The sequence below is a fragment of the Paenibacillus sp. SER-28 genome, from assembly GCF_052906305.1.
Genome location: NZ_JBRECM010000001.1, coordinates 965,559 through 977,922, shown reverse-complemented (window position 1 = coordinate 977,922; position 12,364 = coordinate 965,559). Strand labels below are relative to the sequence as shown.

Here is a 12,364-nt window from a genome sequence, read left to right as displayed (position 1 = left end):
GATGAGGGTTTTGCAAAAGAACTATGGATCTTATGTTTATTTTTATTATGTCACCTGAACATCAGATTGATGAAACAAATGAACTATTATTTTATACTCCCTCATCCTGAAAAAAACAATAAGGAATGCTCCCTAAAATGAGCATTCCCGAGTAAGAAAGAGTATTTCGATAAAATACCCTTATGTATACAGTAATTTGAACCTTTCAGGCGTAATTCCTTCAGCTCGGCGAAAAGTTGCCACAAAATGACTGGCATCTCGGAATCCTACTCGCTCCGAAATCTCCTTTACTGTTAATTGCGGATATTCCGTCATCATTTCCTTGGCCTTCCGCAGCCGAATTACAATCAGATAAGCATAAGAAGTCACACCAAACGCTTGCTTAAATAATGTATTTAAATGACGGGAGCTGACATTCATCATAACTGCCATATCACCTAGGCCCACATCGGGACTGGCATAATTTTGCTCCATAAAGGCTAGTACAGGGGTTAAACGTTCTACATTATGGGATAGGGAAGGCATCGAGCTATGTTGTCCATGTTTACGCAATAGAGTCAGAAAACGATACATATTGGCCGAAGCATCTAATCCAGACAAATCACGTTCACTAACCATGGAATGGAGCATAGTTTCCCCAAAGCTGTGTAGCTCGCTATCCGGGTCCCAATGATACCCACGCGTATGCTTCAATCCCAGTGCAGTCAATACAGCAGCGGCGATGGGGCCGTCAAATGTAATGTATAACGTTCGCCATACCTTGGTCGCCCGTCTGTATGCATGGGATTCCCCGGGCAGCAGCAGAACCCCGGACTGCTCTCCCAAACGGAAGCTCCCCCCTTTAAATGTAAACATCCCTTCACCAGACACCGTCTGAATCCAGTGAAAGCACGGATAACCCTCTGGACGGGACACATCTTCCTGCCTGCTGTTAAATCCGATACTTTCAATAAAAAGGGGTAAAGAATGCTCACGCGTAGTCAGGAAAAATCTTAAATGATGGGGAGTTAAAATCATAAAAAGCACCTCCGGCGTATGCGGGTATGTATTTCACATGTAGATCCATATTGTTATATACACGTTCATTTTATTATATTTAAAAGCAGTTATTTGTATTATAAGATAGGATTATTCTTATATACAGAGGTGATTGGCATGATAAGCAGTAAACTTCCTAAAGTATTTTACGGTGGAGATTATAATCCTGAGCAATGGGATGAGGCCACGCATCAGGAAGATTTGCGGATGTTCAGGCAGGCAGGGATTGATATCGCCACGGTCAACGTATTCTCATGGGCCAAAATTCAATCCGACGAAATCACATATTATTTTGAATGGCTGGATCAATTAATTGACAGTCTTTATGAAAGCGATATCTTCGTTTGTTTAGCTACTAGCACGGCAGCCCATCCAGCCTGGATGGCTACGCGTTATCCCGACATTCTGCGGGTCGATGCTGACGGGCGTAAGCGGAAATTCGGCGGACGCCACAACTCCTGTCCGAACAGTCCAACGTACCGAAAATATGCGGAGCAGATGGCTGACCGACTTGCAGAACGATACAAAAACCATCCTGCGATCCTCGTGTGGCACGTGTCCAATGAGTACGGCGGGGATTGCTATTGTGATAACTGTGCGGCCGCATTTCGGGTGTGGCTCAAGCAAAAATACGGATCACTGGAAGAACTAAACCGGGTGTGGAATACTTCCTTCTGGGGTCACACCTTCTATGATTGGGATGAAATTGTACCACCAAATAATCTGAGCGAGCATTGGGGAGAAAATCACTCGACCTTTCAGGGCATATCCCTCGATTATGCACGCTTTAATTCAGACAGTATGCTTGATTGTTATCTGCTGGAGTATAACGCGATTAAAAAACATATTCCCGATGCCGTGGTAACGACCAATCTGATGGGCTTTTTCAAACAACTGGACTATTTTAAATGGGCTAAGCACATGGATATTGTATCTTGGGATAGTTATCCTGCGGCCAATACCCCGCCGAGCTATACGGCCATGGCGCACGATCTGATGCGCGGCTTGAAGGATGGGCAACCCTTTATGCTGATGGAGCAAACACCGAGCCAGCAGAACTGGCAGGCGTATAATTCGCTTAAACGGCCTGGCGTTATGCGGTTATGGAGTTATCAGGCGGTCGCGCATGGCGCGGACACGGTCATGTTCTTCCAGCTTCGCCGCTCGATCGGCGCTTGTGAGAAATTCCACGGGGCCGTCATTGAGCATGCCGGGCATGGGAACACACGTGTATTTCGCGAGGTGGCACAGCTTGGCAGTGAGCTTGGCGCATTAGGCAACACGCTACTTGACGCGACCGTTAATGCCAAAGTAGCCATTTTATTCGATTGGGATAATTGGTGGGCTTTGGAAAAATCAAGCGGCCCTTCTGTCGCCTTGAAATATATGGATCAGGTACACAAGTATTATGCTCCCCTCTTCCGGCGGAATGTACAGGTAGACCTGATTTCTGTTGATGCAGATTTCCAGAAATATGATCTCATTATCGCGCCTGTACTCTACATGGTCAAGCCGGGTACCGCCGAGAAGCTGGAACAATTCACAGAGCATGGCGGCACCTTCGTAACGACCTTTTTCAGTGGCATTGTAAATGAAAATGATCTGGTCACAACCGGAGGATATCCTGGTAAACTGCGTAACTTACTTGGGATCTGGGTGGAAGAAATAGACGCGCTTCTGCCGGAATCACACAATCGCATTGTATTGAAAGAAAAGGTGGGCGTATTACAAGGTGAATATAAATGCGGTCTGCTCTGCGACTTGTTGCATAGCGAAGGCGCCGAGGTGCTGGCCGAATACGGCGATGATTTCTATCAGGGCATGCCAGTGCTGACACGTAATCGTTTCGGTCAAGGTGAGGCATGGTACGTTGCTTCAGATCCTGAAGAGACTTTCCTTGATGGCCTGCTGGGCTACATTTGTGAGCAAAAAGGGATTCCATCCCTACTGCGCGCTCCTGCGGGTGTAGAAGCCACTGTACGGACCAAAGATGGAAAATCGTATCTATTTGTTCTGAATCATAACGCCCAGACGCAGCAATATCATCTGGATGATCAGAAAGGGAACGAGCTGATCAGCGGTAAATACCTGGAAGGAGATATTTCTATTGAAGGTTACGGCTTTCAAGTACTGGAGCTATCATAATCACTCAGATTTGACTCATGCAGTCAGATTGCTGCATGAGTCAAATCTAGGTATCAAAGGAGTTCATCATGAAACGACTGCTATGGATCGGCAGCTTGTCTTATTTTTTAATCGGTCTGGCACACGTGGTTGTAGGCTCCCTACTGCCTGTGTTGTTAGAGCATTACGGTAAAAACTATACGGACGGCGGAAGCCTAATCTTCGCTCAATTTTCCGGTTTTCTGGCTGGAGTCCTGCTGTCGCCGTGGCTTGCCCGGCGTTTCGGCAAACGCCGAAGTCTAGTATTCGCCCTGCTCCTGCTGTGCGCGGCTGAAGTGCTGTACTCATTGCTGCCGCCTTGGGGTTGGCTATATGCCGTCGGGGCAGCAGCCGGGTTTGGCTTCGGCATGGTAGAAACACTCATTGGCACTATTATTATCAGCGGTATTACTCAAGGAACGGGCGCGGCGATGAGCCGTCTGGAAGTCTTTTTTGGGATCGGCGCTTTGGCTATGCCCGCTATCGCCAGCCAGCTCATTGCTCTCGGTTGGTGGCGATTGGCCTTTCCCATCATTTCCATGTTTGCAACCGTGACCGTCATAGCTTGGCTGCGTGGGTCTTTCGGCACGCTGGACGCTGTATTAGACCAACAGGAACACCGAGGTGACAACCATGCGCGTTCCACTAACTCACCCAAATCCCCCACGGTGGAGGCTTCTAAAGGTAGCCCTATAGGCAATTGGAAGCTACTTGCACTATTTATCGTCTTTTTCTTTATCTATGTAGGAACAGAGATGAGCCTGGCTAATTTCCTGCCCTCCATGTTCATCGAACGTTTGGGTCTCACACAAGCCGAAGCAGCACTGAGTGTCACCTGCTTCTGGTTAGCAATGGCTACCGGCCGGTTATTCACAGGCTACATTGCCGATCGATACGGCTACGGTGTCTTTGTCGCCCTGAGCTCGCTGGCAGCGACTTTGCTGCTATGCGTGTTCCCGCTGATCAAAGGCACTGCCGGCGCCTTTGTCCTTATTGTACTGCTGGGGCTGGGAATGTCCGGGATCTTCTCCATCGCACTTGTTTTTGCCAGCAAAATGATGCCAGGCACCGAAGAATCCACCACCAGCCTACTTATAGGCGCAGGTGGAGTTGGAGGAGCTCTGCTGCCTTTATGGCTCGGAAATAGCATGGATCGTGGTGGAGCAGTCTCATCGGCGTGGTTGCTGGCAGGCTTCGCCTGCATCCTGTGTCTGCTTGGAGGCATCTTGTACGCCCTATATGTGCGCAAAAAACGGCTTCAAACCGCTTCATCATGATACACGTCTCTACTGGCGCCTTTGTCTGTTCCTTGGTTGTCATCCAAGTGCACATTCAAAGGTGCTTTTTTACATACTAGACGAATGCACCTTGTACAGCAGCCTGTTTTTAGTCAAAATAGATCGTTTCCTATAGGTCACAGGACAGATATCCATGCCTCCTCTAGATGAATGGAGTAGTATACAACAAACCATATGGAGGTGTTTGTATTGGGTCATCCTGAATTAAAACGAAAAAAAGGCCGTAAAAAAAATGTTTTTGTCCGTGCCTGGTTTGATAAGTTAGAAAAAAAGTTTGAGGAAAAGCCCCCAAAGAGAAAAGGCCGCTCGAAACGGAAAGGGTTCGGGAAAGACATCATCGTCAAAAAGCAACTTGTAAGCGTGAATATTAATCATGGCGCTTTAGGGCCTGAAGGGGATTCTGGAACTATAGGTGATTTAGCGCAGTTCGGTTATATTTATAATGTGAAGCCCCAAGTTGTTCCGATTGAAGGGGATGTCATTTTGGATACAAACGGTATACTTACACCTGGAATTGCTCATGTTCCAGGAACTACACAGATTGCTGTATCCGATGCTGGAAAATATGAAGTTCACTTTTCGGTGTCCGGTGTGGAACCTAACCAATTCGCCCTCTTTATTAATGGCGCACTGTCTGAGGGAACTGTATACGGCTCAGGAGCCGGGACACAACAGAACACAGGGCAAGCCATCCTCGCTCTGGCATGCGGTGACGTCCTTACTTTGCGAAACCATAGCTCTACTACTGCTGTTACCCTGCAAACACAAGCCGGAGGAACTCAAGCCAGCATAAACGCTTCTGTCCTCATTAGAAAATTGAGATAGGCTTGAACTCCCGCAAAGTCTCAGTGTACTAAAAAGGGTTTATCCATACAGCGAGGATAAACCCTGAATATTTTTAAAAGGCCATAATGATCCCTTTGTCATTGGCGTACATTGAACTAATCCCTCTGGTGGACACAATATGAATATCTTTAAATTGATAGCGTTTCTTCAGCGCATTCATTAATTTTTCCGCCAGCCCAGGATTATTGCAGTGAGTAATGACGATGCTTTCTCCTTCGGTAGCCCGACCACTTTTTTCAATAGTATCTGCCAGCTTTTCGATAATTTGATTCTGACCGCGTGCTTGAGTAAAAAATGCGATATTCCCGTCACCATCCGAGCCTAAAATAGGCCTGATATGCAAGAGTGAAAGTATCTTTCCAGTGATTTTATTCATTCGTCCGTTCTTAACCAAATTATCCAGATTTTCTAAAACAAAGTAGGTTTTCATCTTGCTGATAAAGCTCTCCAAGGAAGAAATAATTTCGCTTTTATGATATCCCTCGTCAATTAACTTGCGTAGTTTTAGAGCTAACAAAAGCTGTCCAGCCGAAGCGCTTTTCGAATCAAATACATGAACATCCGCCCCTTCTTCTTCCGCCATATCTTTTCCTACCAATGCACTGGAATACGAACTGGACAGGTTGCTGGATAATGTAATGGCAAAAGAAGTATGCGCACCTTGAAAGGCTTCCTTATACAGCATAGGTGACGGTGATGCGGATCCAATTTTGGTTGTACAGGCTTTCATTTCTTCCATAAACTGAGGCAAGTCCAATGTGTCATCATCTACAAAGCATTTATCTCCCAGCGTCATATTCAACGGAATCGTAGTAACTTGCATCTCTTCTCTAAGCTCTCTCGTTAAATCACAGCAGCTATCCGCTATTATTTTATATCTCACCCGGTACACCCTCACATTATGTTATTTTTCAATAGAACGCGCATTCATAATACTCAAAGAAAGCTCAATTAACCGTATAAATTCCTTCACATTCTTCTGACCCAAACCTACTACAAGCGCTTCAAAATAACCTTCAATTCTCTCTTGCTTCTGTTTGATCAAGGATTCACCATCTACCGTGAGCCTTACACACATTCGTCGTCTGTCATGCTCAGACATTTCCATAGTCACATAGCCTTTTTTTCTTAATCCCGTAAGCGCTGCCGTAATTCTTGATCTGGATACATGCAGATGATCGCTGAGCAAGGAAGGATTAATTTCATCATCCCGATGCTGAACTAAATATTGAAGCACATGGTTTTCCCCCTGAACAAGCTCCGTCAGGCTACTGAATAATTCCATGCCATAAATCCGGTTAACGGATTCTCTCAATTCGTCCCTTAGTTCATAATCTTTCATAGTGAACCTCCGCAACACACATAATACATACAGTTAACTATTAATACTATGTACTATAATAAATTGCCCACGATAATAACAATGAAATATTTGTGAATTTTTACACTTCAACCCCCTTGAATGTCCAGTAACAGGAGGTTTTATACTGTGGACTGTGACACACCCAGAGGAGACTGAAGTGCACCCCTTAGAATAGACATTGGAATAAACCCCTGGTTTATCCGATGAATTTCTAGGGGGTGCATTTTTATGCCAGCGAAAAAAGGACAGAAGTTTAAAGAGTATACGTTTGAAACCAAAGTAGAGGCCATACGGCTTCATATCGAAGAAGGTTGGACATATCGTAAACTTATGGAGAAGTTCGGGATTGCAGATCGACATCGGTTGAAAGAATGGATGCGGAAGTACAAGGAACTCGGTGAATTCGGACTTATGGACCAACGAGGACGACGGAAGGAATATATGGACCAGGACAGGTACGTCCAAAATTTAAAACGGGAAAACGATATGCTAAAAAAGTGTTTGGAAATCTGGATGCAGGAGATGAGGCGCACAAGTATGTAACGATTGAGAAGGCTGCTAAAGAGTATCCAGTTAGCGAACTCTGTAAGCTATTTAAGGTCTCTAGAAGTGGATATTACGCTTTCTTAAAACGGAGAGAAGCAGATCGAGATCGGGACGCGAAAGCACTTGTGAAGAAAGTGTATGAGCAGTATAACGGAGTCTACGGCTATCGCCAAATTCAACTATTTTTGCAGCACGATCATGGAGTCTGGATGAACCATAAAAAGGTACTCCGGCTCATGCAGGTCTTGGGGAGCCGCTCACAAATTCGCCGGAAGCATCGCTGTAACTATGCTTCTTCTACAGAAGGTCGTGTGGCGAAAAATCTGCTAAATCAGGATTTCAAGGCGGACAAACCTAACCAAAAATGGGTCACAGATATCACGCAATATCGTGTAGGGGATTGCTGGCTATATCTGTCTGCGATTAAAGACTTGTTCAATAACGAAATTATCGCGTACCAGATGAGCCATAGAAATGATAACGAACTGGTTTTACAGACGTTTCGACAAGCCTGGAAACAGCAAAAAGACGTGACTGGCCTCATCGTTCACAGCGACCAGGGATTCCAGTACACGTCCCATGCGTACCACGACATGCTGCCAAAGGTTGGCGCCCGAATCAGCATGTCTCGCCGAGGCAATTGTTATGATAATGCCTCGATGGAGAGCTTCTTCTCGCATCTCAAAACGGAAGGGCTCTACCCCTATGATATCCGAAATATGGATGAGGCACAAAGGAGAATAGAAGAATATATTCGATTTTACAACCAATGTCGACCACAACGAAAGTTAAATAAGCTGCCTCCGAAAGAGTATCGGAAGCAGCTTATAGCCTAGGGCCTTTTTTTAGTGTCTATAAAATGGGGTCTTGACCAGACAACAAGGAGGGTTTTATTTGATGAGGTTTTTGGAAATGTGCTATATCATTATTAATACTTTCATGCTTGGCTGGTTTCTATTTGCTCCAAAAAATCATTTTAGCAAACTTCCCCAATGGAATGCACATGTTCACCTTCCTGTCTCATTAAGTTTGGCTCATTTTAATTTGAATCGTATATTCTAGTATGTGTGATAAAATAAATCATGCTAATACTTTCTTATTATGAAGGGGTTTTAATCATCTATGCCTAAGCTACTTTCCAAAAAAAGCATCATTATATTTATTATTATCATAATCGCTTTAATGGCATATTTCACAAAAGATCTATGGACGGATATGCTGGTAAAGTCAACAGACCTATCCCAATTGACCATAAACAATATTTCTCTAAACAAAAATATTGCGGACATTGATTTGACTGCTTTTACAAAGAATCCGGATTTTAACGATAAGCACACCAAAGATGCCGATTGCAGGTATTTTGAAAATTTCTTGATTGTCTATAGCTCTAGTGGAGAGATTATGAAACTGCAAACCTTGTCCAAGAGTGGATTTTCCAGTATCGCCAGCCACAAATTTCAGAATCTTGATGATGTGAAAAATAAATTAGGTAACCATTTCGCGAATCAAAGCTACGACTCCGCCCAAAACCTAAACGCCATAGTATATTATGACAAAATAAATCGTACAAAGGCTAGTTTTGTATATCCCAATAATAACAAGCAGGATCAGATCGTTGTTTGGACTATATTAGAGAAGTATTAGCATTTACAAGAAAAAGGCCAACCACTAAATACGGGTTAACCTCATTATTTAAAGAATGTCTTACGTTTCTAAACGAATATGAACTAACTTTACAGCACCGTTTTAACCGTATCTTGGACTTGCTTCAGCAGTCCTTTATAGCCATCTTCATCAAGGTAACCAATACTTCCAAGCAGTAAGTGACCGACGGATTCAATTCCAACGAAATCAAAAATTCCCGTATCTGATATGATCTTCAATCCTGCGGTCATACCGATTTCATCGTAGATCGCGTTGGGAGTGCCATGTGTATTTACGATAAAACCTTTTTTACCTCTAAGCAGCTTATTAATCCCTTCTGCACCAGCCGTATATGCAAAGCCGTATGCAAATACACGGTCAACGTAACCTTTCAGGATAGCCGGAAGACCTGTCCACCAGATGGGAGAAATAAAAGTAATCGTATCCGATTGTGAGATGTATTCCTGCTCGACTTTGATATCAGCCGGGGTTTGCCCTGCTCTCATAGCGGCAGTATCCTCAGGTTTTAATACAGGTTGAAAATCAAGGGCATATAGATCGCGTACAACGACTTCGTCACCTTTTTCTTTCAAGGTATTTACAACCGTTTCGAGTATCGCATGATTAAAGCTTTCTGCGTTAGAGTGAGCATAGATGATAAGATGTTTCATTTTAATAACCTCCCGATGTTTTATTGTTATTTTGATATTAATATAGATATCTATACATTTACTTAAAAAAATTTATAATCTGTTTTTGACATGCTCCAGCAAATATTCCAGCTGTTCTTTTTCTTCATCTTTAAGACCACCATAGATCGTTTCTTGTAATCTGTTGGAGATCATCTCAAATATAGGCTCTATCTCTCTTCCCTTATCGGTCAGAAATATCAGGGTAACTCGACTATCCTCCCTTTCTTTTTTTCTTTCGACATACCCCAACTTCACTAGCTTGTCGATCAAAACAGTAACAGTGGGTTGCTGACGAGAAATTTTTTGCGTCAATTCCTTAATGGAAAGCCCGTCCTTTTGATAAAGGAACATTAGAATTCCACCATGAGTAGGAACAATCCCTTCAATTCCATTCGCTTCAAGCTCAGACACAATCAATTTATTGATCGAGTCTCTAATGGTTCCTATCAGTGCAGCTGCATTATTTTTTAACATACAAGCATTATTACATAGACATCTATATATATCAAGTATTGATGTCAGTCTGATCTGGTTTTAGTTTATGAATGATTTCAAAGAACTAGGATTAAGTCTGTTATAATGAGTTCTAAATTAGATAGGAGCTTGATGGTTCATGATGGACTACTATCCAGACGCATAAAAAAACCAAAATACCAAAGTTCCTTACCTCACTTTGAGTATTTTGGCTTACAGTGTTTATTTATGAAATGAAGAGGTGTTCAAAGTATGATATGTTTTAGTTCAGCGTTTGAAGTAACTCAGGTGTAAAGGTTTGAAGATCATGAATTCGGCCTTCACGTATTTTCGTAGCCCAAGCAGGATCTCCCAGAAGCGCACGCCCAACAGCTACCAGATCAAATTCATTGTTGTCCAGCCGTTCCAGAAGTTCATTAATATCTTGGTGTCCTGCCCCTTTTCCTTCCGTATAACTTACAAAATCCTCATCCAGACCTACAGAGCCAACCGTAATCGTGGTTTTTCCAGTCAGCTTCTTCACCCATCCGGCAAAGCTCAAATCGGAGCCTTCAAATTCAGGTACCCAAAAGCGACGTGTCGAGCAATGGAAGATGTCCACGCCCGCTTGTACTAACACATTCAGGAGCTGCCCCAGTTTATCCGGTGTATCAAACGGCTTTGCGTTGTAATCATTCATTTTCCATTGGGATAGACGCATGGCAATAGGGTAGTCAGGGCCAACCTCAGCACGAATAGCTTCCACAAGCTCAATGGCGAATTGAGCACGTTTTATGATATCACCACCATAGCGATCCGTACGTTGGTTCGTTCTCTCCCAAAAGAATTGATCAACCAGATAGCCGTGTGCTCCGTGAATTTCAACGCCGTCAAAGCCCAGTCGTTTTGCATTCGCCGCTGCATCGACATAGGCGCCAATGACCTTGGCAATTTCTTCTTCTGTCATCGGCTCGGTCACTTTATTGCCTTCCAGATCCAGCCCCGATGGACCAATCGATAGCGCTTCGGGATTCGGCTGAGATCCCAAAGGACGAGCCATCCCCATATGCCAAAGCTGTGGGAAAATTTTACTACCAGCTTCATGAACCTGTCTGACCACTTCAGCCCAACCGTTTAAAGCCGCTTCCCCATAAAAATTAGGTATCCTCGGCTCACTTGTTCCAGCCGGATGGTCAATCACTGCACCTTCAGTAATAATAAGGCCTACATCATTCTCTGCACGACGGCGATAATAAGCGGCTACATCCGGTCCTGGCACACCATTTGGTGAAAAAGCGCGGCCCATTGCCGGCATTACAATACGAGTCTGTAAGGTCAGATTATGAATGGTATAAGGTTGAAATAAAGATTCTGTTGAATGGACATTTTGCGGTTGATTACTCAAGGATTGTACCTCCTCATTTTCTTTTATCGTTTTAAAGGATTATATATAAGTCTCGTGCATCATCAAACGGGGTGCAAGTAAAATGTTAGCAATGTTTAATTTATCATTCAACCGACAAAATGTTCATTCTGTTGCTTAACCAAAAGGGTTATGAAATTGTTGTATATCTAAATTCACTTATTGACAAAACAACACATGTTTATAATGGGGGAATCATTTGATTTACCTGAAAGGAGTGTCTTGAGGATGCCTGGTGTAACTTCACCCAACCCAAACGATCCGCGCGTCATTCGAACACGTAGATTAATTCTCGACGCATTCGTTGACCAATTAAATAAGAAAGACTTCTACACGATTACGATCAATGACATTACCCAAAAAGCCACCATTAACCGTGCCACGTTCTATGCACATTTTCAAGATAAATATGCACTGCTTGAAACCCTTTTGTCAGACGCATTTTTGGAGTATGTTATCAAGAGGATTGATGCTGAGGCACGTTTGTCGGAGGAGACCATTCAGAAACTTATTCTTTCGTTATGTGACTATCACGACTCAAGTAATCAATGCGTTCATAAATATAATTCAGTGGCACCGATCCTGGAAGAACATATTAAGAATCAATTAGAGCAATTCATACTTCAACTCATAACAAGAGAAGCCAATAATACAGACCAAAGAACGTTAGAACTTGCCGCGAACATATTAAGCTGGTCCATTTATGGTGTAACCTTTCGTTGGAATGCGGAAGGAAAAAAAGAGTCTCCTACAGCTTTAGCCGAGAGAGCTGTGCCATTAATCTTCAATGGGGCTGTCTTATCTCTAGTCTCACAAATCTCTTAGTAGAAAATGCAAATAAAAAGGGCCGTTCCCAGTATTCTTCGATCATTTCCTGGGACAGCCCTTATAGTATTTA

13 protein-coding genes are annotated in these 12,364 nt (G+C 43.5%); 7 read left to right on the top strand and 6 right to left on the bottom strand.

All coding sequences use genetic code 11. From position 1 onward, the window contains the following. Positions 1-180: 180 nt before the first annotated feature. Positions 181-1,017 carry an AraC family transcriptional regulator gene (locus ACUYLD_RS04655; RefSeq protein ID WP_069291699.1) on the bottom strand — a complete coding sequence of 279 codons (837 nt, stop codon included), beginning with the start codon at positions 1,015-1,017 and terminating at the stop codon, positions 181-183. Between the two features lie 138 nt (positions 1,018-1,155). On the opposite strand from ACUYLD_RS04655, the gene ACUYLD_RS04650 reads away from it, so the two are divergent. From ACUYLD_RS04650 to ACUYLD_RS04640, 3 genes are all read left to right on the top strand, one after another. Beyond that, positions 1,156-3,183, top strand: a complete 2,028-nt coding sequence (locus ACUYLD_RS04650) for a beta-galactosidase (protein WP_446674519.1) — start codon at positions 1,156-1,158, stop codon at positions 3,181-3,183. 68 nt (positions 3,184-3,251) lie between these two features. Next, the gene (locus ACUYLD_RS04645) at positions 3,252-4,478 is read left to right on the top strand and encodes an MFS transporter (RefSeq protein ID WP_446674518.1); all 1,227 of its coding nucleotides are present in this window, start codon (positions 3,252-3,254) and stop codon (positions 4,476-4,478) included. 210 nt (positions 4,479-4,688) lie between these two features. Next, positions 4,689-5,324 carry a BclA C-terminal domain-containing protein gene (locus ACUYLD_RS04640; RefSeq protein ID WP_446674517.1) on the top strand — a complete coding sequence of 212 codons (636 nt, stop codon included), beginning with the start codon at positions 4,689-4,691 and terminating at the stop codon, positions 5,322-5,324. Between the two features lie 73 nt (positions 5,325-5,397). On the opposite strand, the gene ACUYLD_RS04635 is transcribed toward ACUYLD_RS04640, so the two are convergent. Further along, positions 5,398-6,228: a DegV family protein gene (locus ACUYLD_RS04635; RefSeq protein ID WP_025718529.1), complete on the bottom strand. Its 831-nt coding sequence runs from the start codon at positions 6,226-6,228 to the stop codon at positions 5,398-5,400. Positions 6,229-6,249: 21 nt separating this feature from the next. Continuing rightward, complete coding sequence (locus ACUYLD_RS04630; protein WP_446674516.1) at positions 6,250-6,687, bottom strand: MarR family winged helix-turn-helix transcriptional regulator; 438 nt, start codon at positions 6,685-6,687, stop codon at positions 6,250-6,252. A 249-nt stretch (positions 6,688-6,936) separates the two neighbouring features. On the opposite strand from ACUYLD_RS04630, the gene ACUYLD_RS04625 reads away from it, so the two are divergent. The 3 genes from ACUYLD_RS04625 (at position 6,937) to ACUYLD_RS04615 (ending at position 8,898) form a co-directional block, all read left to right on the top strand. Further along, positions 6,937-7,251: a helix-turn-helix domain-containing protein gene (locus tag ACUYLD_RS04625; protein ID WP_322176530.1), complete on the top strand. Its 315-nt coding sequence runs from the start codon at positions 6,937-6,939 to the stop codon at positions 7,249-7,251. Continuing rightward, a complete protein-coding gene (locus ACUYLD_RS04620; protein ID WP_446674515.1) occupies positions 7,206-8,090 on the top strand; it encodes an IS3 family transposase in 885 nt (294 codons plus the stop codon). The genes ACUYLD_RS04625 and ACUYLD_RS04620 overlap by 46 nt, the downstream gene beginning before the upstream one ends. Positions 8,091-8,376: 286 nt before the next feature. Beyond that, positions 8,377-8,898, top strand: coding sequence for a peptidase M56 (locus ACUYLD_RS04615; protein WP_446674514.1), 522 nt, complete (start codon positions 8,377-8,379; stop codon positions 8,896-8,898). Positions 8,899-8,987: 89 nt separating this feature from the next. Here the strand turns inward: ACUYLD_RS04615 and ACUYLD_RS04610 are convergent, their stop codons facing one another. The 3 genes from ACUYLD_RS04610 to ACUYLD_RS04600 all read right to left on the bottom strand — a co-directional run bounded on the left by ACUYLD_RS04610 (position 8,988) and on the right by ACUYLD_RS04600 (position 11,448). Further along, positions 8,988-9,569: an NAD(P)H-dependent oxidoreductase gene (locus ACUYLD_RS04610; protein WP_446674513.1), complete on the bottom strand. Its 582-nt coding sequence runs from the start codon at positions 9,567-9,569 to the stop codon at positions 8,988-8,990. 72 nt (positions 9,570-9,641) lie between these two features. Continuing rightward, the gene (locus ACUYLD_RS04605) at positions 9,642-10,064 is read right to left on the bottom strand and encodes a MarR family winged helix-turn-helix transcriptional regulator (RefSeq protein ID WP_061831337.1); all 423 of its coding nucleotides are present in this window, start codon (positions 10,062-10,064) and stop codon (positions 9,642-9,644) included. Between the two features lie 262 nt (positions 10,065-10,326). Continuing rightward, complete coding sequence (locus ACUYLD_RS04600) at positions 10,327-11,448, bottom strand: NADH:flavin oxidoreductase (protein WP_061831336.1); 1,122 nt, start codon at positions 11,446-11,448, stop codon at positions 10,327-10,329. A 246-nt stretch (positions 11,449-11,694) separates the two neighbouring features. Between ACUYLD_RS04600 and ACUYLD_RS04595 the strand changes: the two genes are divergently transcribed. Next, positions 11,695-12,291: a TetR/AcrR family transcriptional regulator C-terminal domain-containing protein gene (locus ACUYLD_RS04595; protein WP_061831335.1), complete on the top strand. Its 597-nt coding sequence runs from the start codon at positions 11,695-11,697 to the stop codon at positions 12,289-12,291. Positions 12,292-12,364 lie beyond the last annotated feature (73 nt).

Bases quoted from the DNA above. Each gene is read 5' to 3' on its own strand.
- ACUYLD_RS04655 (WP_069291699.1), bottom strand. From the start codon at position 1,017: ATGATTTTAACTCCCCATCATTTAAGATTTTTCCTGACTACGCGTGAG.
- ACUYLD_RS04650 (WP_446674519.1), top strand. From the start codon at position 1,156: ATGATAAGCAGTAAACTTCCTAAAGTATTTTACGGTGGAGATTATAAT.
- ACUYLD_RS04645 (WP_446674518.1), top strand. From the start codon at position 3,252: ATGAAACGACTGCTATGGATCGGCAGCTTGTCTTATTTTTTAATCGGT.
- ACUYLD_RS04630 (WP_446674516.1), bottom strand. From the start codon at position 6,687: ATGAAAGATTATGAACTAAGGGACGAATTGAGAGAATCCGTTAACCGG.
- ACUYLD_RS04625 (WP_322176530.1), top strand. From the start codon at position 6,937: ATGCCAGCGAAAAAAGGACAGAAGTTTAAAGAGTATACGTTTGAAACC.
- ACUYLD_RS04615 (WP_446674514.1), top strand. From the start codon at position 8,377: ATGCCTAAGCTACTTTCCAAAAAAAGCATCATTATATTTATTATTATC.
- ACUYLD_RS04610 (WP_446674513.1), bottom strand. From the start codon at position 9,569: ATGAAACATCTTATCATCTATGCTCACTCTAACGCAGAAAGCTTTAAT.
- ACUYLD_RS04605 (WP_061831337.1), bottom strand. From the start codon at position 10,064: ATGTTAAAAAATAATGCAGCTGCACTGATAGGAACCATTAGAGACTCG.
- ACUYLD_RS04595 (WP_061831335.1), top strand. From the start codon at position 11,695: ATGCCTGGTGTAACTTCACCCAACCCAAACGATCCGCGCGTCATTCGA.